Here is an 18,542-nt window from a genome sequence, read left to right on the forward strand (position 1 = left end):
TCAGCCCAGGTCGCGCAGAGCCCCGTCCAGAATGCGGCGCACCCGCAGGGCGTCCGGGGCGACCGCGGTGATCAGGACGCCGGGCCCGGCCAGGGGAGTGAGCGCGGCCCACTCCCCCAGCGGCGCGGCCTGCGGCTTGCTCTGCTCGTACTCCGGCCGTACGACGATGAGTTGGCCGACGGCGCGATGTCCCGCGAGGACGGCGGGGCCGTCCCAGCCGCCGGGCGCGCCGGGCCCGTACGACAGCTCCTGGTCGAGCAGCGCCACGCCCGCGCGGCGCACGGTGAGGCGGCTGGTCAGGCGGCCGGAGGCTTCGCCGGTGCGGCCGAGCACCTGTTCCTCGCGCAGCACGAGGCGGGCCCCCGCGGCCAGCTCCGCCCGCGTCGTGACGCGCAGATCGCTCTCGCACACCGAGATCAACTGCTCGGGCAGCCAGTGCAGTTCGCCGCTCTCGGCCACGGTGAGGCGCACGTCGTAGCGCGCCGTCTCCTTGGTCTGGCCCGGCAGCGCGAGAGTGGCCGCGGCGGAGCCGACGCGCAGCCTCGCTCCTTCGCGAGCGGTGGCTTCGATGGTGAGGTGGTCGCCGCCCAGAGGTCCGCTCATCGCACCGACCAGGGTGACGTGCGCCGCCGGGCCGGCCGAGCGGGTGCGCCGCAGCGCGAGCGGCCCCTCACCGTCGAGCACGGGCAGGGCGGTGCCGCCGCGGCCGTCGGCGCGCGCCACGACGCGGGCGGTGGCGCGCAGGCCCGCGCCATGGCCCGGCTCCGTGCGGCCGCGTGGGGCGAGGCCGAGCGTCACGGCGACGCGGTCCACGCCGCGTACTGCTCGCGCACCCAGGCCGCGACCGGCCCGACGCCGTCGTCGGAGCGCAGCGACTGGAAGACGACGGGGAGTCCGGCGCGCTGCGCCTTGGCGTCGGCGGCCATCCGGGCGAGGTCGGAGCCGACGTGCGGGGCGAGGTCGGTCTTGTTGACGACGAGCAGGTCGGCCGTGGTGACGCCGGGGCCGCCCTTGCGCGGGATGTCGTCGCCGCCCGCGACGTCGATGACGAAGATCTGCGCGTCGACGAGCCCCTTGGAGAAGGTGGCGGTGAGGTTGTCGCCGCCGGACTCGACGAGGATCAGGTCGAGCGGTCCGACCTCGTCCTCCAGGTCCTCCACGGCCTCCAGGTTGGCGGAGATGTCGTCGCGGATCGCGGTGTGCGGGCAGGCGCCGGTCTCCACGGCGGTGATCCGCTCGGGCGGCAGGACGGCCTCGCGGAGCAGGAACTCGGCGTCCTCGCGGGTGTAGATGTCGTTGGTGACGACGGCGAGGGAGAGCTCCGCGCGCAGGGCGTGGCACAGGGCGGCGACGGTGGCGGTCTTGCCGGAGCCGACGGGCCCGCCGAGCCCGATGCGCAGGGCGCGGCGGCGCCCGTCGGGCCGGACGGCGTCGGCGCTGACGGCGGCGGGCCCGTTGTGGGAGTGGTCGAGGTGCATGAGGGTCTCCAATGGTCCGGACCGTCTCAGCCCGTCCGGCGTTTGAGGACGAGGCCGTTCAGGCCGATAAGGGGTCTGGGGGCAGAGCCCCCGGGTCAGGTACGGAAGGCAGAGCGCCGCTAAGAGGCGAACAACCGCACAGGCCAGGCCGCATGCGCCTCCGCGCCGATCTCCAGGAGCGGAGCGGACGCCGCGGGCAGCTCGTCGACGCCCTCGTCGGCGGCGCGTCTCGCCGCCTCGACCGCGTCCAGCGCGACCCGGTCGAGATCGGGGGCGAGCCGCGCCAGGACGGCCGTGGCGTCGAAGGGGTCGAGGCTCAGCAGCCGCACCGTGGCGGTCGCCGGGCCACTGACACCTTCGTACGCCGAGCAGTACGCGGCGTCCTCGGGTCCGAGCCCGGCGGCGCGGGCCGCGAGCCCGAGGACGATCGGCTGATGGGTGCCCTTGGGGAACCGCCGGGCCAGCGCGTCGAGTTCGGGGTGCGGCCAGGTGGCGCGGGCGGCCCGCATCATCTGCCGCCCGAGCCGCCGTGCCGCGGTCCGCAGGGCGGGTGAGGGCGTGCGGGCGTCGGCCGCCTCGTCCAGGGCGGCCGGGTCGACGCCGAGAGCGGCGGCCGCCGCGAGGGCGGCCGTCACCAGGCCGCTGGTGTGGAGCCGCCCCCGGCAGAAGGCCTCCAGGCTCGCGGCTCCGGTGACACGGCCCGCCTTGACGGCCGCTTCGGCCCCGCCGGAGTGGGCGTGCCCGCCGGCGGGGAAGCGGCCGTCGGCCAGGACGAGGAGTGCTGCGCGTGACATGTGATGGTCGCCAGTGGTCGTCGGGGTTCGGGGCCGTCAGAAGAGGAAATACCGCTGGGCGAGCGGCAGTTCCGCGGCCGGTGACGGCTCGACCAGTTCGCCGTCGATGGTGACGGCGAAGCTGTCGGGGGCGACCTCGACCCGGGGCAGCGCGTCGTTCTCCCGCATGTCCGCCTTGGAGCGGCCGCGGGTGGAGTGGATGGGCAGGAACTGCTTGTCCAGGCCGAGGCGTTCCGGAAGCCCGTCGTCCAATGCTGACCGGGTCACGAAGTTGACCGAGTTAAGGGCCGGGGCCTTGCCGTGCGCTCCGTACATGCGGCGCGGCAGGACCGGCTGCGGGGTGGGAATGGAGGCGTTGGCGTCGCCCATCTGCGCGTACGCGATCTGTCCGCCCTTGAGGACGACCTGCGGCTTGACGCCGAAGAACGCCGGGTCCCACAGCACCAGGTCGGCGAGCTTGCCGGCCTCGACCGAGCCGAGCTCGTGGTCGATGCCCTGTGCGACGGCCGGGTTGATCGTGTACTTGGCGACATAGCGACGCGCGCGTCGGTTGTCGGCGCGGGTGTCGCCCGGCAGGAAGCCGCGGCGCCGCTTCATCACGTGCGCGGTCTGCCACGTACGCATGATGACCTCGCCGACGCGCCCCATCGCCTGGGAGTCCGAGGACATGATCGAGATGGCGCCGAGGTCGTGGAGGATGTCCTCCGCCCCGATGGTGGTGGGCCGGATGCGGGACTCGGCGAAGGCCAGGTCCTCGGGGACGGCCGGGTTGAGGTGGTGGCAGACCATCAGCATGTCGAGGTGTTCCTCGACGGTGTTGACGGTGTGCGGCCGGGTCGGGTTGGTGGAGCTCGGCAGCATGTTCGGCAGCGACACCGCGGTGATCATGTCGGGGGCGTGTCCGCCGCCCGCGCCCTCGACGTGGAAGGCGTGCAGGGTGCGGCCCGCGACCGCGTCGAAGGTGGCCTGGACGAAGCCGGCCTCGTTCAACGTGTCGGTGTGGACGGCGAGTTGGGCGCCGGTCTCCTCGCAGACGTTCAGGCAGGCGTCGATGACGGCGGGCGTCGCGCCCCAGTCCTCGTGGATCTTGAAGCTGACGGCGCCGGCGCGGAGCTGGGCGTGCATCGACTCGGCGGAGACGGTGTTGCCCTTGCCGAGGAAGCCGATGTTGACCGGGCTCGACTCCATGGCCGCGAACATCCGTGCCAGGTGCCAGGCGCCCGGGGTGATGGTGGTCGCCTTGCTGCCCTCGGCGGGGCCCGTGCCGCCGCCGAAGAGCGTGGTGACTCCGGAGGCGAGCGCCTCGTCGACGATGGTCGGCGAGATGAAGTGGATATGGGTGTCGATGCCGCCCGCGGTGAGGATCTTGCCGTTGCCCGCGAGGACTTCGGTCTCCGGTCCGATGACGAGGTCGGGGTGGACACCGTCCATGGTGTCCGGGTTGCCGGACTTTCCGATGCCGGTGACGCGGCCGTCGCGGATGCCGACGTCGGCCTTGACGATCCCCCAGTGGTCGATGATCACCGCGCCGGTGATGACCGTGTCGGGGGCGCCCTCGGCGCGGGTGGCGCGGGACTGGCCCATCGACTCACGGATGACCTTGCCGCCGCCGAACACCGACTCGTCGCCGGAGCATCCGGGGCCGCCCGCGCGGTCCTCCTCGATCTCGATCAGCAGATCGGTGTCGGCGAGCCGGATCCGGTCGCCGGTGGTGGGGCCGAACAGATCGGTGTACGCGGCACGGGACAGCTCAGGCATCGAGGGCACCTCCGGTCTCACCGCGCAGGCCGGGCACGACGCGCTTGCCGGCCAGCGGGACGAGTTCGACGTCGACGGGGATCCCGGGCTCGAAGCGCACGGCGGTTCCCGCGGCTATGTTGAGCCGCTTCCCGTGTGCGGCGCCGCGGTCGAAGTCCAGACCCGGGTTGGCCTCGGCGAAGTGGTAGTGGGAGCCGACCTGGACGGGGCGGTCGGCGGCGTTGAGGACGGTGAGGCGGGTGACCTCGCGGCCCTCGTTGAAGGGGACGGGGGCGTCCGCGAAGAGGATATCTCCGGGGACGAGGCCCTGACCTGTGCTGTGCGTCGCGGCATGCATGAGGCGCGTGACTCCCGTCAGACGATCGGGTCGTGGACGGTGACGAGTTTCGTGCCGTCCGGGAAGGTGGCCTCGACCTGGACGTCGTGGATCATCTCGGGGATGCCCTCCATGACGTCGTCCCGGGTCAGGACCTTGCGCCCCGACGACATCAGCTCGGCGACGGTGCGGCCGTCCCGGGCGCCTTCGAGGATGTGGGAGGTGATGAGGGCGATCGACTCGGGGTGGTTGAGCAGCAGCCCCCGCGCCCTTCGCTTCTCGGCCACATCCGCGGCCACATGGATGAGCAGTCTCTCCTGCTCGTGCGGGGTCAGTTGCACGCGTCCCACCTCACAGTCCTCGGTCCGAACCGTGCGGGTCCGGCTGCCGCGGCCACCGCGACGGGTATAGATGTAACACACAGCGAATGCGCGCGATCTTGCGCACCCTGGTTACGAAAACCCCTGGTGGCGTGGGATGGGAGGGTAGTTGGGGGGAGTTTCAACGAGGTTAACCAGTCGTTGACCGGCCCATGACCATCAGCTGGGCCGCGCCATACCCGTCAGGGCCCGCAGACCGTCCTGCAGCGCCTCGACGCGCACGTCGTCGAAGAGCGCGTACTGCGCGGCGAACCCCTGCACCACGGCGATCATGGTCCGCGCGACATGGTCGGCCGGCACGTCCGCGCGCATCATCCCCGCCTCCTGATAGGCCTCGACGACGCTCACCCAGCCCGCCCGCACCTCGGCGTAGACGCCGCCCATGACGGCGGACAGCCGCTCGTCGCGGAGGGTCTCCGTCCAGACCTGGACCATCAGCCGGGGGAAGTACGAGGTGTCGCCGTCCCGCATGCCGGGCCTCAGGTCGAGGACCTCGGCGATGACCTGGCCCAACAGGACGTCCGGCGGGGGCGGCGGGCTCTGCCGGGCGGCGGCGTCGAAGATGCCCCTGATGTCCGCGAGCACCTCGGAGACGATCGCGGCGATCAGCTCTTCCTTGCCGGTGAAGTAGCGGTAGACGGCCCCCGCCGAGAGGCCCACCTCCTTCAGCACGTCCTGCATCGACGTGGCGTGAAAGCCGTTGCGCGCGAAGCAGAGCGCGGCGCCGTCGAGGATCTGCCGACGGCGGGCGTCGAGGTGTTGCTGGGATACGCGGGCCATGGTCTCAACGTAGAACGAACATTCCTTCTTGACAAGCGAACCGCCCGGCAGGACAGTGACCCCACTCGATAAAACGAACGATCCTTCTCTTTAAATCGACGTAAACGAATCGACGTAACAAATCAACGTAACGACACGGGAGGAACCCATGTCCACGCCACCCGTCACCGCGCCCACGCCCGCTCCCACACCCTCACCCGCACCCGCACCCGCACCCGGCCCTCGCATCGCCTTGGTCGCCGTCCTGGTTCCCGCGCTCGTGGCTCTCGCGCTCTGGGCCTTCGCCTGGCCCGCCGCCCGCACCGCGCCGCGCGACCTGCCGCTCGGCGTCGCGGGACCGGCCGCCGCGACGGGGCCGATCACCCAGCAACTCTCACGGCACGAGGGCGCGTTCGAGATCCATCGTTACGCCGATGAGGCCGCCGCCCGGTCCGCCATCGAGGAGCGTTCCGTATACGGCGCGATCGTCGCCACGCGACAAGGACCCAAGCTGCTGACCGCGACGGCCGCGAGCCCTGTCGTCGCGCAGCTCCTGGAGAAGGCCGTGCGGGATCAGGACCCGAAGGGCTCGGCGGTGCCGACCGTCGATGTGGTCCCCGCCCCCGCGGCCGACCCTCGGGGCTCGGCCCTCGGATCGAGCGTGCTGCCACTGGCGATCGCCGGGGTCGCCGCGGGCGCGCTCGTCACGCTGCGCGGACTACGCGGCATCCATTCGGTGACCGCACTGGTCGGCGCCGCCGTACTCGTCGGCGCCGTCGCGGCCGCCCTCACCCACAGCTGGCTGGGCATCCTCACGGGCAACTGGTGGGCGGAAGCGGGGGTGTTGGGGCTCTCCACGCTCGCGGTCAGCGCCACCGTCGCCGGGCTCGGCGCGCTGGTCGGCCCGGCCGGCATCGGGGTCGGCGCCCTGCTGATGGTGCTGCTCGGCAACCCCTTCTCCGGCGTGACCTCGGCGCCGCGGCTCCTGCCGGAACCGGTCGGATTCCTCGGGCAGTTGCTGCCGCCGGGCGCCGGGGGTTCCCTGCTGCGCTCGGTGTCCTTCTTCGACGGCGCACGAGCCGCGGCGCCCGCGTTGACCCTCGGCGCGTGGGCCGTACTCGGCCTCACGACCGTCCTGCTGCTCACACCGCGCGCACGACGCGCGCCCGCCGCGGGAAACCCCTCGGTCCGGCGCGAGGCCACGCCGGTGGGCTGAGCCGGCGCGGGGCGTTGGGCCTGCCCGGGGCTGGGTGACGTTGGGCCTGCCCGGGAGCTGCGTGGCGTTCGGCGGTGCCCGGGGGCTCAGTGGCGCCGGGCCTGCCCCGGGCTACGTGGCGTTCAGCCCGGCCTCGGGGCCAGATGGCGCCGGACCCCGCTCCGGGCTAGATGACGCCGGACCCCGCCCCGGGGCTACGTGGCGACGGACTCACCCCGGGCTACGTGACGTTGGACCCCCGGTGCTCCGCCGCGATGCCGAAGCGTCGGTGCTCCTGAGCCGTGCCGGAGGGCGGGGCGGAGCTGATCGCGGTGACGGTGCTGACCGTCCGCTCCTCGGGGGCCTCGGCGAGTTCTTCGAGGCGCTCCAGGTCGGCGGCGGAGACCAGTGCCACGAGCGGCTTGCCGTGTCGCGTGACGACGACCCGCTCGCCGCCGTAGACGACGCGGTTGATCAGCTCGGCGAGCTCTGCCCGGGCTTGCGTCACCGGAATCTCGTAGGCCATGTCCTCCAGCTTAGACGCCGCCGTTCCCGGGCTGCGGGCGTGAGCGATCTCGGAGCGGGCTTGGAGCGGGCTTGGAGCGAGTTCGGAGTGATTTCTATGGGCCGCGTCCCTGCCGCGTATGCCCTGAGCAGATTTCCCACTCAAGTTTACGTACGTCCTGTACATTTTTGTCGGACAGCCGGACCGCTCCGCCGACCGCCCAAGGAGAGAGGCGCGCCATGAACCGTCCGTCCGCCCGTTATGTCCTGCCCGAGTTCACCGAGCGCACCAGCTCGGGGACGCGGACCCTCGATCCGTACTCGCGGCTTCTCGAAGAGCGCATCGTCTTCCTCGGCACCCCTATCGACGACACCTCCGCGAATGACGTGATGGCGCAGTTCACGCACCTCGAATACCTGGCGCCGGACCGTGACATCTCGCTGTACATCAACTGCCCCGGCGGCTCGTTCAGCGCGATGACCGCCATCTACGACACGATGCGGTTCGTCAGCTGTGATGTGGAGACGACGTGCCTGGGGCAGGCCGTCTCGGCCGCCGCCGTGCTGCTGGCGGCGGGCACGCCCGGCAAGCGGCAGGCGCTGCCCGGGGCGCGGGTGCTGGTCCGTCAGCCCTCGGCCCCCGAGCCGTTCCAGGGCCAGGCCAGCGATCTGGCGATCCAGGCCGACGAGATGCTGCGCACCCGGCGGCTCCTCGAAGAACTGCTCGCACGGCACACGGGCCAGAGCCCGGACCGCGTCTCCGCAGACATCGAGCGGGACAAGATCCTCGACGCCGCGGCCGCGCTGGAGTACGGGCTCGTGGACCGGATCATCCCGAGCCGCAAGACCTCGCTCACCGAGCGCGAAGCGCGGTGAGCCGCCGATGCTGCCGCCCGACCTGCCTCCACTGCCCGCACTGACCCGGGCCGAGGCCGAGCTGATCGACCGTTACCTCGAAGTCGTCGATCTGCTCGGCCGGATCAACCCCGCCCGCGCCGAACACACCTACGGCGGGCTGCGCGCCGCACAGGCGCTCGTCGGCCGGGCGACCGCCCTGCGGGACGCGCTGACGGTCATGCACCAGCGGGGCGAGAGCGAGGTGCACGCCGCCACGCTCGCCCAGGCGCTGCGCGTACTCGACGGCGAGCGGCGGGCCCGACGGGTCGGCGTACCGCCCCCGCCGCGCGGTTGAATGTGGCGTTCCGCTCCTCGCACCGTCCGGGACCGCCTCGAAGTGGACCAGATGGGCTACCCCAGTTGGGGTACATGCGCGTCCATTCGCGTGCGGCCGCAAGTTGCACAGGGCGCGCACAGAGCGGGCGGAATGACACATTCCAATGCTGGTGGCGCCGTCGTCGGACCCGGGGGCCCACACCCGATTTCGGCAGTGTCCACCCGAACGGGTCAGTCGTGAGGAGCCTCACAAAAGACGGTTTCGGCTCGGTTTTCGAACCCTTTTCGGGTCAAGATCCCTTCCGACGACAAGCCCCCGCCACAGCGGCGGGGCGATCCGGGCGGACGCCGAGTCCTGCCGCCACCCGGATGACCGGTCGACATCGGTGCATCGGCAGGAGTGGAGGACCCGAGCAAGACGGGCCCGTCCGGGAAGTCCGGACGACGCCCTAGGGGTGAAGCCGCAGAGCACGACGCGGCCGGGCATCTTCGCCTGCCCGAACCCGACAGGTCATCTTTCACAGGCGGCTGACGAAGGGTTACGCATGACCGCGCTGAATCACGTTCCGTCGCTCCTCAGCAGAACGGGGGCCGCATCGGCTCTCACGCTCGCCGTCGTAGGCGGCACCATCGTGGCCCCCGGGCTCACGTCGGAAGCCGAGGCAGCGACCCACGGAACGAAGGCGCTCAAGATCGCGGCGTCCAAGAAGGGCTCGCCGTACGCCTATGGAGCGGTGGGACCCAACCGGTTCGACTGCTCGGGGCTGACGCTGTACTCGTTCAAGCGCACGGGCAAGAAGCTGCCGCGCACCGCCGCCGCGCAGTACAACAAGACGCGGCACATCGCCAAGTCCCAGCGGACCCGCGGCGACCTCGTGTTCTTCCACTCGGGCCGCAACGTCTACCACGTCGGTATCTACGCGGGTAAGGGCCGCATCTGGCACGCGCCCAAGAGGGGGACCGTAGTGCGCCTGGAGAAGATCTGGACCAATAGCGTCTGGTACGGCCGGGTCCGCTGACCCCGCCCGCGGTGTCCGGCCGGCGCGCACCGAGCACCCCCGGGGGTGCTTGGTCCGCGTCGGCGCGGATACCCGTACCGGATGTCGGACAACTATTCCTGCACCGCACGCAATGAGACGCCGCTGGAGCGCGCCGACCGCAACTTCGCGGAGCTGCTCCAGGAGTTGAGGGTCACCCAGACCGGCGTCCAGATCCTCTTCGCCTTCCTGCTGAGCCTCGCGTTCACGGCGCGGTTCCCCTCGCTCGACGCCATGCAGCGCGCGACCTATGTGACGACGCTGCTGCTCGCGGTGGCCGCGGCGGCGCTGTTCACGGCGCCGGCCGCGCTGCACAGATCACTGTTCCAACAGCGCGCCAAGCCACTGATCGTGCGCGTCTCCTCCCGCCTCGCCGCCATCGGTCTGTGCGTACTGGTGCTCGCCCTCTCCGGGGCCGTGCTGCTCGTCGTGGACGTGACGGCCGGGCGCGCCGAGGGCGTGGCCGCGGGCGTCGGGACGTTCGTGGTGTGCGCCGGGCTGTGGGGCGTACTGCCGCGTCTGGTGCGGCGTGCGGGGCTGCGGGACGACGAGACGCCCCCGGCCGAGACGGCCAAGCCTCCCACGCCCTCACCTCAGAAGACCGTGGTCTTCACGCGAGGAGCGGTTCGAGGAGAAGCACCAGGCCCAGTGCGCCGAGAGCGGTGCCGGTGACGGCCTCGACGGCGCGGGCGGTGCGCGGTCCGCGCAGCCATGTGCCGAGCCGGTCCACGAGGAGCGCCACGACCGGGAACCACAGCAGGGCGAGCGTCACGACGATGGCCGCGAGCAGCAGGGTCCTCGGCATCGCGGGGCTGCCGTCGGGCACGAACTGCGGCAGCACGCTGAGGAACGTGATGGACGCCTTCGGGTTCAGGGCGTTGGTGAGGAAGCCCTCGCGCAGGCCGCCGCCCCGCACCACCGGCTCGTCGTCCTCCGTGGCGCGTGCGCGCGCCGCCGACCGCAGCGCGCGCCAGGCGAGGTACAGCACGTAGGCGCCGCCGGCGAGTCGCAGCATTTCGAAGAGCGTGGGGACGGCCGCGAGTACCGTCGCGAGCCCCGCGACCGCCAGCGCCGTGTGCACCAGGAGCCCGGCGGCGACGCCGAGCGCGCAGGCGACTCCGGCCCGCCGTGAGGCGAGGGCGTTGCGTACGACGACGGTGAAGTCCGCGCCCGGCATGGCGACTATGCCCGCAGCGACCCCGGTGAAGGCGACCAGTTGTGCGTCCATGCCGCCCAGCCTGCCGGGCATGGGCCTTCAGCGGGTATGTGCAATATCCTGGGTCTGCCTTAAGCAGACGTTTAGCCCTCGGCTCTGCTCCGGGCGTGCGCCGCGGGAGGGGTGGTTGCCATGTACGACCCGACGCGGCTGGCCGCGCTCGTCGCGGTCTCCGAGGCCGGTTCGATCACCCGGGCCGCCGGGCGTCTCGGCTACACCGTGCCCGCCCTCTCCCAGCAACTGGCCAAGCTGGAGCGGGAGGCGGGTGCCGCCCTTCTCGTACGCCATCACCGCGGCGCCCGGCTGACCGGCGCGGGCGAGCTGCTCGTGGGGCACGCCCGCCGGGTGCTCGACGAGATGGAGCGGGCCCGGCACGAACTGGCGCGGCTCGCCGGGCTCTCCGGCGGGCGGCTGCGCGTGGGCACCTTCCAGACCGCGGGCATTCATCTGCTGCCGCCCGTCCTGACCGCCTTCCGCAGGGCTCATCCGGAGGTGGAGCTGACCGTGACGGACCACGAACCGCCGTCCGGCGTCGCGGCCGTGGCGGCGGGCGAGGTCGATCTGGCCCTCACCCACACCTACGAGCCCGCCGACCCGGTGACGCTGCCCGCCGCCGTGTCGGCCGAGCCGGTCCTGGTGGAGGAGTTGGTCCTGGTGACCCAGCCGGGGCACGCCCTCGCGAGCGGCACGTCACGGCTGGCGCCGGCCGCGCTGGCCGGACAGCCGCTGATCAGCATGGCGCCCGACCATCCGCCGCGGCGGGCCGTGGAGCGGGCGCTGGCGCGGGCCGGGGCGACGCCCGCCGTGGTCGTCGCGACGCCGGGCTACGCCTTGGTCTGCGCCCTGGTGAGCGCCGGGCTCGGTGTCGCCGTGGTGCCGGAGATGGTGGCGCGCACCGCCGCGACGCCGGTCGGGATGCGGCTTCTCGACCCGGGTGAGCTGCGACGGACCATCTCCGTCGTGCACCGCGCCGACGAGTCGAACGCCGCGGCGGACTCCTTCAGGGCGCTGCTGCGCGGCGCGTTCGGGCGCTCGGCGAACACCGGCTGAGCCAGGAGACCCCGGGAGCCGGGGCCAGGCGGCGTCCCGCGGGTCAGTGCGCGGCGTCGCGGGGCCGGTGCCGGACGGGGACCGTCCAGGGCAGGGCGATCCACACGGTCTTGCCTCCCTCGTCGGTGGGGCTGACCGAGAGCCTGCCGCCGCACTCGGCGGCCAGACAGCGGATGATGACCATGCCGCGGCCGTTGTCCTGCTGGACGGCCGCCGGCAGCCGCTTCGGATAGCGCGGATGGCTGTCGGTGACGCCGATCCGCAGCTGCTCGTCCCGGTCGAGCTCGACATCCACGGTGAAGGTGGGTGACTGACCGCGGGTATGCTGCACGGCGTTCGTGGCGAGTTCGGAGACGATCAGTCTGATCGTCTCCCCCATCTCGGCCTCGCCCGGCAGCCCCCACTCCGCGAGTACGTTCGCCACGTACCTGCGGGCGGCGGAGACCGAGGCGGGATCGCTCGGCAGAGTGACGGATGCTTCCTGGTGGTCTGCCATGGCGACGCTGTCCCTTTCCCACCGGGGTCGGTCTCCGACTCGGAGCGGTTGAATTCGAGGACGCCCCGGACTGGTCCTTCGCGCCAGCCTCCCACTCCTTTGCCGGTCACGGGTGGCGATCCACCGAGATGTGCATATATCTGTCGCTCGAAGCGGTGAACTCTGCTACGACCGAACGCATTTGGGTGCGAGGTCTGTGCTTCCTCTACTGTCGCCCCTGTCCCCCGCTCTGCCGCCGGGTGACCCGACGGCTCGGTCCGGAAGGAGACGGACATGCAGTACGGCCCCGTAGTGCGCCGCCGCAGGCTCGGCGCCGAACTGCGCGCGCTGCGCGGCGTCGCGGGACTCACCAGCAGCCAGGCCGCCGCCAAGGTCGGCTGGCACCAGTCGAAGGTGAGCCGGATCGAGACGGGCCGCAGTGGTGTGAAGGCCACGGACGTGCGCCTCCTGCTGGAGGCCTACGACGTGAAGGATCCGCATCTCGGCGAGCTGCTCGTCGCGTTGGCCGGTACCGACGACACCCCATCGGTAGGGCGTCACCACTGGTGGAAGGCCTACCGGGACCTGCTGCCCGTCGCCTACCGCGACTTCATCAGCCTGGAGGCGCAGGCGAGTTGGATGCGCACGCTGGAGACCTCCGTGGTCCCTGGGCTGTTGCAGACCCCGGAGTACGCGCGCGCGGTGACCCGGGCGGCGCTCCGCGGGCTCCCCGAGGAGCAGGTCGACGCGTTGGTGGAGGTGCGCCTGGCCCGGCAGGACGTGCTGCGCGCACAACCGCCGCTGCGCCTGAGCGTGGTCCTGGACGAGGCGGTTTTGCGCCGTTCGGTGGGCGGGCCACGCGTCTTCGCGGGACAGCTCGCGCGGTTACGGGAGGTGGCGTTGTTGCCCCAGGTGCGACTTCAGGTGCTGCCGTACACCTCCGGAGAGCATGTGGGCCTCATCGGGCCTTTCGTTATTTTCTCATTTCCGAACACTGCTGATCTGGATGTGGTTGTTCTCGACCACTTGACGAGTAGCCTCTATCTCGAACGGAAAGAGGACCTCCAGGCGTATACGAAGGCCTTCAACTCCCTTCAGGAACAAGCGCTCTCACCCGAGGACTCAGAGGAATTCATCGCCGGGCTAAGCGACGGCGCGTAAGGAGGCACCATGACCGCAATGCCTCGGTACGTACCTTCCAGCACCACACTGCAGGGTGCGCGGTGGCAGCGCAGCAGCCGCAGCAACGGAATGAACAACTGTGTCGAGACAGCCACGCTCGACTCCGGCGCACCGGCCGGCCTGCTGGCCGTGCGCGACTCGAAGAACACCGCGGGGCCCGCCCTGCTCTTCTCCCCCGGCCCCTGGGAGACGTTCGTCGACAGCCTCCGATGACCGTGGTCCGGCCCCGCTCGGGGCCGGACACCTCATCGGGGAGCGGTGCGGCTGATCACTCGTACGGCATCGGCGATCTGTGCGTCGGTGAGGTCCGCGCGAGCGGTCAGCCGCAGCCGTGAGATGCCGTCCGGCACCGACGGCGGGCGGAAGCAGCCGACCGCGAGGCCCGCGGCCCGGCAGTCGGCGGCCCAGCGCACGGCCGACTCCGGTGACGGTGCGCGCACGGAGACGACGGCGGCGTCGGGACGTACCGCCGACAGCCCTTCGGCCGTGAGCCGCCGATGCAGCTGAGCGGCGACATGGCGGGCCCGCGCGGCGCGTTCGGGCTCGCGGCGCAGCAGCCGCAGGGCCGCGAGCGCGGCACCGACCGCCGCCGGGGCGAGGCCCGTGTCGAAGATGAACGTCCGCGCGGCGTTCACCAGGTGGTCGATGACCTTGGCGGGGCCGAGGACGGCGCCGCCCTGGCTGCCGAAGGACTTCGAGAGAGTGAGGGTGACCACCGTGTCGGCGGCCCCCGCGAGGCCCGCGGCGTGCGGTGCGCCACGGCCGCCGTCGCCGATTACGCCCAGGCCATGGGCGTCGTCAATGATCAGCCCTGTACCGAACCCCCGGCATACGTCCGCAAGTTCGGCCAGCGGCGCGGCGTCGCCGTCCACCGAGAACACCGAGTCGGAGACCATGACGGCGGGGCCGTCGTGGGCGTCCAGCGTCTTGCGTACCGCCTCCGGGTCGGCGTGCGGCACCACCTGGGTCGCGGCGCGCGCGAGCCGGCAGCCGTCGATGAGGGAGGCGTGGTTGCCCGCGTCGGAGACGATCAGGGAGCCGTGCGGGGCGAGGGCGGTGACCGCCGCGAGGTTCGCCGCGTAGCCGGAGGAGAGCACGAGCGCCGCCTCGAAGCCGCAGAACTCGGCGAGTTCGCGCTCCAGCTCGGCGTGGAGACGAGTGGATCCCGTGACGAGCCGGGAGCCGGTGGCTCCGCCGCCCCACCGCCGGGCCGCCGCGGCGGCGCCCTCGGTGATCTCGGGGTGCCGGGTCAGGCCCAGATAGTCGTTGCTCGCCAGGTCCAGGAGACCGTCCGCGCCGGCGGCGCGCGGGCGCAGGGTGCGGACGAGCCCGGCGTCGGCACGCAGCCTGGCCTGCTCGTCGATCCAGTCGAACGCGCCCGTCGCGGGGTGCCTGTTTGTAGACATTGCACAGACCCTAGCCGCCCTGCCACCGGACCAGGATGTGGCAATACCCACACCTCAAACCGGTTCTGTTGTACGAATCCTCCTTGGCCGGGGAGCCTGCCGTGCGTAAGGATCAGCGCCATGGATCTGCTGAACACGCTGGTGGACAAGGGGCTTCGGCGCGAACTGCCGACCCGCGAAGAGGCGCTGGCCGTGCTGGCCACCTCCGACGACGATCTCCTGGACGTAGTGGCCGCCGCCGGGAGGGTACGGCGGCAGTGGTTCGGGCGACGGGTGAAACTCAACTATCTGGTCAACCTCAAGTCGGGCCTGTGCCCCGAGGACTGCTCGTACTGCTCGCAGCGGCTCGGATCGAAGGCCGAGATCCTCAAGTACACCTGGCTCAAGCCCGACGAGGCCTCGCAGGCCGCGGCGGCCGGTGTCGCGGGCGGCGCGAAGCGGGTCTGCCTGGTGGCCAGCGGCCGGGGGCCCACCGACCGTGACGTGGACCGGGTGGCGCAGACCATCGCGGCCGTCAAGGACCGGAACGAGGGCGTCGAGGTGTGCGCCTGCCTCGGCCTGCTCTCGGACGGCCAGGCGGAGCGGCTGCGGGGCGCGGGGGCCGACGCGTACAACCACAACCTCAACACGTCCGAGGCGACGTACGCGGGCATCACCAAGACCCACACCTACGCCGACCGCGTGGACACCGTGCGCAAGGCGCACGCGGCGGGGCTCTCCGCCTGCTCGGGGCTGATCGCGGGCATGGGCGAGAGCGACGAGGACCTGGTCGACGTGGTCTTCTCGCTGCGCGAGCTGGACCCGGACTCGGTGCCGGTGAACTTCCTGATCCCCATGGAAGGCACCCCGCTGGCCAAGGAGTGGAACCTCACGCCGCAGCGGTGTCTGCGCATCCTCGCGATGGTCCGCTTCGTCTGCCCGGACGCCGAGGTGCGCATCGCGGGCGGCCGCGAGGTCCATCTGCGCACGATGCAGCCGCTCGCCCTGAACCTCGCCAACTCGATCTTCCTGGGCGACTATCTGACCAGCGAGGGCCAGGCGGGCAAGGCGGACCTGGACATGATCGCGGACGCCGGTTTCGAGGTCGAGGGCGCGGATCAGGTGACGCTGCCGGAGCACCGGGTGGACGCGGACGCCGTCGCGGCGGGCTGCGGCTCGCACGAGGGGGGCGGCTGCGGTCCCTGCGGGACGGGCGAGCCCGCGGCGGAGTCCAACGAGGCGCGGACGGACCTGGTGGCGGTACGTCGCAGGGGCGCGGGAACGGACCTGGCGCCCAATGCCTGACCTCTCCCCGGGCGACCTCCTCGAACTGGACCGTCGCCATGTCTGGCACCCCTACGGCCCCATGCCGGGACGTGACGAACCGCTGGTCGTCGAGTCGGCGAGCGGAGTGCGGCTGCGGCTCGCGGGCGGTTCGGGCGAGTTGATCGACGGCATGTCCTCGTGGTGGTCCGCGATCCACGGCTACAACCACCCGGTGCTGAACGAAGCGGTGCGCGGCCAGCTCGGCCGGATGAGCCATGTCATGTTCGGCGGCCTCACGCACGAGCCCGCCGTGACCCTGGCGAAGCGCCTTGTCGACATCTCCCCCGAGGGCTTGGAACACGTCTTCCTCACCGACTCGGGCTCGGTCTCGGTCGAGGTCGCGGTGAAGATGTGCCTGCAGTACTGGCGTTCGCTCGGCCGTCCCGAGAAGCGGCGGATGCTGACGTGGCGCGGCGGCTACCACGGCGACACGTGGCAGCCGATGGCCGTCTGCGACCCCGAGGGGGGCATGCACGAGCTGTGGCAGGGGGTCCTGCCACAGCAGGTGTTCGCGGACGCGCCGCCGACCGCCTACGAGGAGAAGTACGCGGATCACCTGCGCGAAATGATCGAGCGGCACGCGGGTGAGCTGGCCGCCGTGATCGTGGAGCCGGTGGTGCAGGGCGCGGGCGGGATGCGGTTCCACTCCCCCGACTATCTGCGGGTGCTGCGTGAGGCGTGCGACGCGCACGACGTGCTCCTGGTGTTCGACGAGATCGCGACGGGCTTCGGCCGCACGGGCGCGCTGTTCGCGGCGGACCACGCGGGCGTCACGCCCGACGTGATGTGCGTGGGCAAGGCGTTGACCGGCGGTTATCTGACGTTGGCGGCGACGCTGTGCACGCCGCGGGTCGCGGACGGCATCTCGCGGGGCGAGGTGCCGGTCCTCGCGCACGGGCCGACGTTCATGGGCAATCCGCTGGCCGCCGCGGTGGCGGGCGCCTCCATCGACCTGCTCCTCGGGCAGGACTGGCAGACCGAGGTCAAGCGCGTCGAGTCGGGTCTGCGCGAGGGCCTGGCGGAGGCGGACGCCCTTCCTTCCGTACGGGAGGTCCGCGTCCTCGGGGCGATCGGCGTCGTCCAGCTCGAGCACCCGGTGGACATGGCGGCGGCCACGCGGGCGGCGGTGCGCGAGGGCGTGTGGGTACGGCCGTTCCGCGACCTGATCTACACGATGCCGCCGTTCATCACGGGCGACGACGACGTGGCACAGATCGCGCGTGCGGTGTGCGCGGCGGCGAGGGAGGGCTGACATGACGGTGATCGTGGTGTCCGGGACGGGCACGGAGATCGGCAAGACGGTGACGACGGCCGCGGTGGCCGCTGTCGCGGTGGCGGCGGGGCGGAGCGTGGCCGTGCTCAAGCCCGCGCAGACGGGGGTCGCGCCCGGGGAGCCGGGTGACGCGCAGGAGGTGACGCGGCTGGCGGGCGACGGCGTCACCACGCTCGAACTCGCCCGTTTTCCCGATCCGTTGGCGCCGAACACCTCGGCGCGGCGGGCCGGGATGGCGCCGGTTCGCCCGCACGACGTGGCCGACGCCGCGGGGAAGCTGGCCACCGAGCACGACCTGGTCCTGATCGAGGGGGCGGGCGGCCTGCTCGTCCGCCTCGACGACGAGGGCGGCACGCTCGCCGACGCGGCGAGGCTCCTCGGCGCGCCGGTCCTGGTGGTCGCGACGGCGGGCCTCGGCACGCTGAACACGACAACCCTGACGGCGGAGGCCCTGCGCGCGCGAGGCGTACGCCAGCTGGGCATCACCATCGGCAGCTGGCCGACGAGCCCCGACCTGGCCTCCCGCTGCAACCTGGCGGACCTCCCCTCGGCAGCGGAAGCACCACTCCTGGGCGCGATCCCAGAGGGCGCCGGCTCCCTGACCGGCCCCTCCTTCCGCACGGCGGCGGGCGGCTGGCTGGGTCCCGAGCTGGGGGGCACGTGGGACGTGGAGTCCTTTACGCGGAGGGAGGCGGCGGGGGTGGCGGGGGGCTGAGGCGGCGGGGACGGCAAGGCGCCGGGCCGAGGGCCGAGGCCATACGGGGGCGCCAGGGCCGCCGAAGCATCGGGCCGCCGGGCCGCCGGGCCGCCGGGCCACCGGGCCACCGGGCCGCCAGGCCGCCAGGCCGCCAGGCCACCGGGCCGCCAGGCCGCCAGGCCACCGGGCCGCCAGGCCACCAGGCCACCGGGCCGCCAGGCCACCAGGCCACCGGGCCGCCAGGCCACCGGGCCGCCAGGGCCGATGGCCCGCTGAGGCACCGCGGCCCTGGCACCGCGGCGCTGAAGCTCCGGCGGCGGCGTCGGCGGCGGCGCGCTGGGCGTCGCGGGTGGCCAAGTGGCGGCGGCGGCGCGTGCTGGCGGCTTGCCGGCGTGGTGGGGGTTCCCGGGAGGTTCGCCCGTCACGCCCACGGTCCGGTACGGGACTCGCCTCTCGCCCCCGCGCGGGTCTCGCGGGACTCCTCGTCGTGGGCAGGAGGGGAATGCCCCGCACCGGGGCACCATTGCGGTATCCGCTCGCCCCC

At 72.3% G+C, this 18,542-nt stretch carries 22 protein-coding genes; 11 read left to right on the forward strand and 11 right to left on the reverse strand.

Going from position 1 to position 18,542, the window contains the following annotated elements; genetic code table 11:
* The 7 genes from ACWDZ7_RS32045 to ACWDZ7_RS32075 all read right to left on the reverse strand — a co-directional run bounded on the left by ACWDZ7_RS32045 (position 1) and on the right by ACWDZ7_RS32075 (position 5,506).
* Positions 1 to 798 carry an urease accessory protein UreD gene (locus ACWDZ7_RS32045; protein WP_451801939.1) on the reverse strand — a complete coding sequence of 266 codons (798 nt, stop codon included), beginning with the start codon at positions 796 to 798 and terminating at the stop codon, positions 1 to 3.
* Complete coding sequence (gene ureG, locus ACWDZ7_RS32050) at positions 795 to 1,478, reverse strand: urease accessory protein UreG (RefSeq protein ID WP_451801856.1); 684 nt, start codon at positions 1,476 to 1,478, stop codon at positions 795 to 797. Before ureG ends, ACWDZ7_RS32045 begins: the two co-directional genes overlap by 4 nt.
* A gap of 119 nt (positions 1,479 to 1,597) precedes the next feature.
* On the reverse strand, positions 1,598 to 2,272 hold the full coding sequence (locus ACWDZ7_RS32055; protein WP_451801857.1) for an urease accessory protein UreF: 675 nt from the start codon (positions 2,270 to 2,272) through the stop codon (positions 1,598 to 1,600).
* Positions 2,273 to 2,308: 36 nt separating this feature from the next.
* On the reverse strand, positions 2,309 to 4,030 hold the full coding sequence (locus ACWDZ7_RS32060; RefSeq protein WP_451801858.1) for an urease subunit alpha: 1,722 nt from the start codon (positions 4,028 to 4,030) through the stop codon (positions 2,309 to 2,311).
* Positions 4,023 to 4,367, reverse strand: a complete 345-nt coding sequence (locus ACWDZ7_RS32065) for an urease subunit beta (protein WP_451801859.1) — start codon at positions 4,365 to 4,367, stop codon at positions 4,023 to 4,025. Before ACWDZ7_RS32065 ends, ACWDZ7_RS32060 begins: the two co-directional genes overlap by 8 nt.
* Before the next feature lie 17 nt (positions 4,368 to 4,384).
* A complete protein-coding gene (locus tag ACWDZ7_RS32070; protein WP_451514727.1) occupies positions 4,385 to 4,687 on the reverse strand; it encodes an urease subunit gamma in 303 nt (100 codons plus the stop codon).
* A 198-nt stretch (positions 4,688 to 4,885) separates the two neighbouring features.
* Positions 4,886 to 5,506: a TetR/AcrR family transcriptional regulator gene (locus ACWDZ7_RS32075; RefSeq protein ID WP_451801860.1), complete on the reverse strand. Its 621-nt coding sequence runs from the start codon at positions 5,504 to 5,506 to the stop codon at positions 4,886 to 4,888.
* 148 nt (positions 5,507 to 5,654) lie between these two features.
* On the opposite strand from ACWDZ7_RS32075, the gene ACWDZ7_RS32080 reads away from it, so the two are divergent.
* Positions 5,655 to 6,701, forward strand: a complete 1,047-nt coding sequence (locus tag ACWDZ7_RS32080; RefSeq protein ID WP_451801861.1) for an ABC transporter permease — start codon at positions 5,655 to 5,657, stop codon at positions 6,699 to 6,701.
* 220 nt (positions 6,702 to 6,921) lie between these two features.
* Here ACWDZ7_RS32080 and ACWDZ7_RS32085 read toward each other — a convergent pair whose 3' ends face one another.
* Positions 6,922 to 7,206: a type II toxin-antitoxin system Phd/YefM family antitoxin gene (locus ACWDZ7_RS32085; protein WP_451801863.1), complete on the reverse strand. Its 285-nt coding sequence runs from the start codon at positions 7,204 to 7,206 to the stop codon at positions 6,922 to 6,924.
* A gap of 218 nt (positions 7,207 to 7,424) precedes the next feature.
* Between ACWDZ7_RS32085 and ACWDZ7_RS32090 the strand changes: the two genes are divergently transcribed.
* The 4 genes from ACWDZ7_RS32090 (at position 7,425) to ACWDZ7_RS32105 (ending at position 10,066) form a co-directional block, all read left to right on the forward strand.
* Positions 7,425 to 8,060 carry an ATP-dependent Clp protease proteolytic subunit gene (locus ACWDZ7_RS32090; protein WP_451801864.1) on the forward strand — a complete coding sequence of 212 codons (636 nt, stop codon included), beginning with the start codon at positions 7,425 to 7,427 and terminating at the stop codon, positions 8,058 to 8,060.
* A 7-nt stretch (positions 8,061 to 8,067) separates the two neighbouring features.
* Positions 8,068 to 8,376: a hypothetical protein gene (locus ACWDZ7_RS32095; protein WP_451801866.1), complete on the forward strand. Its 309-nt coding sequence runs from the start codon at positions 8,068 to 8,070 to the stop codon at positions 8,374 to 8,376.
* 526 nt (positions 8,377 to 8,902) lie between these two features.
* Positions 8,903 to 9,376, forward strand: coding sequence for a C40 family peptidase (locus ACWDZ7_RS32100; protein WP_451801868.1), 474 nt, complete (start codon positions 8,903 to 8,905; stop codon positions 9,374 to 9,376).
* 81 nt (positions 9,377 to 9,457) lie between these two features.
* Positions 9,458 to 10,066 carry a DUF6328 family protein gene (locus ACWDZ7_RS32105; RefSeq protein WP_451801869.1) on the forward strand — a complete coding sequence of 203 codons (609 nt, stop codon included), beginning with the start codon at positions 9,458 to 9,460 and terminating at the stop codon, positions 10,064 to 10,066.
* Here the strand turns inward: ACWDZ7_RS32105 and ACWDZ7_RS32110 are convergent.
* Positions 10,005 to 10,622 carry a LysE family translocator gene (locus ACWDZ7_RS32110; protein ID WP_451801871.1) on the reverse strand — a complete coding sequence of 206 codons (618 nt, stop codon included), beginning with the start codon at positions 10,620 to 10,622 and terminating at the stop codon, positions 10,005 to 10,007. The genes ACWDZ7_RS32105 and ACWDZ7_RS32110 overlap by 62 nt on opposite strands.
* Positions 10,623 to 10,742: 120 nt before the next feature.
* Between ACWDZ7_RS32110 and ACWDZ7_RS32115 the strand changes: the two genes are divergently transcribed.
* Positions 10,743 to 11,660 (forward strand): LysR family transcriptional regulator, encoded by a 918-nt coding sequence (locus ACWDZ7_RS32115; protein ID WP_451801872.1) that lies wholly within the window; start codon positions 10,743 to 10,745, stop codon positions 11,658 to 11,660.
* Between the two features lie 43 nt (positions 11,661 to 11,703).
* Here ACWDZ7_RS32115 and ACWDZ7_RS32120 read toward each other — a convergent pair whose 3' ends face one another.
* Positions 11,704 to 12,156, reverse strand: a complete 453-nt coding sequence (locus ACWDZ7_RS32120; protein ID WP_451801874.1) for an ATP-binding protein — start codon at positions 12,154 to 12,156, stop codon at positions 11,704 to 11,706.
* Between the two features lie 273 nt (positions 12,157 to 12,429).
* Here ACWDZ7_RS32120 and ACWDZ7_RS32125 point away from each other — a divergent pair, with 273 nt between their 5' ends.
* Entirely contained in the window at positions 12,430 to 13,296 is an 867-nt protein-coding gene (locus ACWDZ7_RS32125) for a helix-turn-helix domain-containing protein (protein ID WP_451801875.1), read from the forward strand.
* Positions 13,297 to 13,305: 9 nt separating this feature from the next.
* The gene (locus tag ACWDZ7_RS32130) at positions 13,306 to 13,530 is read left to right on the forward strand and encodes a DUF397 domain-containing protein (protein ID WP_451801876.1); all 225 of its coding nucleotides are present in this window, start codon (positions 13,306 to 13,308) and stop codon (positions 13,528 to 13,530) included.
* Between the two features lie 32 nt (positions 13,531 to 13,562).
* Here the strand turns inward: ACWDZ7_RS32130 and ACWDZ7_RS32135 are convergent, their stop codons facing one another.
* The gene (locus tag ACWDZ7_RS32135) at positions 13,563 to 14,723 is read right to left on the reverse strand and encodes an 8-amino-7-oxononanoate synthase (RefSeq protein ID WP_451801877.1); all 1,161 of its coding nucleotides are present in this window, start codon (positions 14,721 to 14,723) and stop codon (positions 13,563 to 13,565) included.
* A 120-nt stretch (positions 14,724 to 14,843) separates the two neighbouring features.
* Between ACWDZ7_RS32135 and bioB the strand changes: the two genes are divergently transcribed.
* Genes bioB through bioD form a run of 3 tightly spaced genes read left to right on the forward strand, consistent with a single transcriptional unit; the run spans position 14,844 to position 18,016 of the window.
* On the forward strand, positions 14,844 to 16,007 hold the full coding sequence (gene bioB / locus ACWDZ7_RS32140) for a biotin synthase BioB (protein ID WP_451801878.1): 1,164 nt from the start codon (positions 14,844 to 14,846) through the stop codon (positions 16,005 to 16,007).
* The gene (locus tag ACWDZ7_RS32145; RefSeq protein WP_451801879.1) at positions 16,000 to 17,280 is read left to right on the forward strand and encodes an adenosylmethionine--8-amino-7-oxononanoate transaminase; all 1,281 of its coding nucleotides are present in this window, start codon (positions 16,000 to 16,002) and stop codon (positions 17,278 to 17,280) included. Before bioB ends, ACWDZ7_RS32145 begins: the two co-directional genes overlap by 8 nt.
* A 1-nt stretch (position 17,281) precedes the next feature.
* Positions 17,282 to 18,016, forward strand: coding sequence for a dethiobiotin synthase (gene bioD, locus ACWDZ7_RS32150; protein WP_451801880.1), 735 nt, complete (start codon positions 17,282 to 17,284; stop codon positions 18,014 to 18,016).
* Positions 18,017 to 18,542 lie beyond the last annotated feature (526 nt).

The sequence above is a fragment of the Streptomyces sp. NPDC003032 genome (genome assembly GCF_053591415.1).

Excerpts from the sequence above, each read along its gene's own strand:
- ureG (WP_451801856.1), bottom strand. The coding sequence starts at position 1,478 with ATGCACCTCGACCACTCCCACAACGGGCCCGCCGCCGTCAGCGCCGAC.
- ACWDZ7_RS32055 (WP_451801857.1), bottom strand. The coding sequence starts at position 2,272 with ATGTCACGCGCAGCACTCCTCGTCCTGGCCGACGGCCGCTTCCCCGCC.
- ACWDZ7_RS32060 (WP_451801858.1), bottom strand. The coding sequence starts at position 4,030 with ATGCCTGAGCTGTCCCGTGCCGCGTACACCGATCTGTTCGGCCCCACC.
- ACWDZ7_RS32065 (WP_451801859.1), bottom strand. The coding sequence starts at position 4,367 with ATGCATGCCGCGACGCACAGCACAGGTCAGGGCCTCGTCCCCGGAGAT.
- ACWDZ7_RS32075 (WP_451801860.1), bottom strand. The coding sequence starts at position 5,506 with ATGGCCCGCGTATCCCAGCAACACCTCGACGCCCGCCGTCGGCAGATC.
- ACWDZ7_RS32080 (WP_451801861.1), top strand. The coding sequence starts at position 5,655 with ATGTCCACGCCACCCGTCACCGCGCCCACGCCCGCTCCCACACCCTCA.
- ACWDZ7_RS32085 (WP_451801863.1), bottom strand. The coding sequence starts at position 7,206 with ATGGCCTACGAGATTCCGGTGACGCAAGCCCGGGCAGAGCTCGCCGAG.
- ACWDZ7_RS32090 (WP_451801864.1), top strand. The coding sequence starts at position 7,425 with ATGAACCGTCCGTCCGCCCGTTATGTCCTGCCCGAGTTCACCGAGCGC.
- ACWDZ7_RS32095 (WP_451801866.1), top strand. The coding sequence starts at position 8,068 with ATGCTGCCGCCCGACCTGCCTCCACTGCCCGCACTGACCCGGGCCGAG.
- ACWDZ7_RS32100 (WP_451801868.1), top strand. The coding sequence starts at position 8,903 with ATGACCGCGCTGAATCACGTTCCGTCGCTCCTCAGCAGAACGGGGGCC.
- ACWDZ7_RS32105 (WP_451801869.1), top strand. The coding sequence starts at position 9,458 with ATGTCGGACAACTATTCCTGCACCGCACGCAATGAGACGCCGCTGGAG.
- ACWDZ7_RS32110 (WP_451801871.1), bottom strand. The coding sequence starts at position 10,622 with ATGGACGCACAACTGGTCGCCTTCACCGGGGTCGCTGCGGGCATAGTC.
- ACWDZ7_RS32115 (WP_451801872.1), top strand. The coding sequence starts at position 10,743 with ATGTACGACCCGACGCGGCTGGCCGCGCTCGTCGCGGTCTCCGAGGCC.
- ACWDZ7_RS32120 (WP_451801874.1), bottom strand. The coding sequence starts at position 12,156 with ATGGCAGACCACCAGGAAGCATCCGTCACTCTGCCGAGCGATCCCGCC.
- ACWDZ7_RS32125 (WP_451801875.1), top strand. The coding sequence starts at position 12,430 with ATGCAGTACGGCCCCGTAGTGCGCCGCCGCAGGCTCGGCGCCGAACTG.
- ACWDZ7_RS32130 (WP_451801876.1), top strand. The coding sequence starts at position 13,306 with ATGACCGCAATGCCTCGGTACGTACCTTCCAGCACCACACTGCAGGGT.
- ACWDZ7_RS32135 (WP_451801877.1), bottom strand. The coding sequence starts at position 14,723 with ATGTCTACAAACAGGCACCCCGCGACGGGCGCGTTCGACTGGATCGAC.
- bioB (WP_451801878.1), top strand. The coding sequence starts at position 14,844 with ATGGATCTGCTGAACACGCTGGTGGACAAGGGGCTTCGGCGCGAACTG.
- ACWDZ7_RS32145 (WP_451801879.1), top strand. The coding sequence starts at position 16,000 with ATGCCTGACCTCTCCCCGGGCGACCTCCTCGAACTGGACCGTCGCCAT.
- bioD (WP_451801880.1), top strand. The coding sequence starts at position 17,282 with ATGACGGTGATCGTGGTGTCCGGGACGGGCACGGAGATCGGCAAGACG.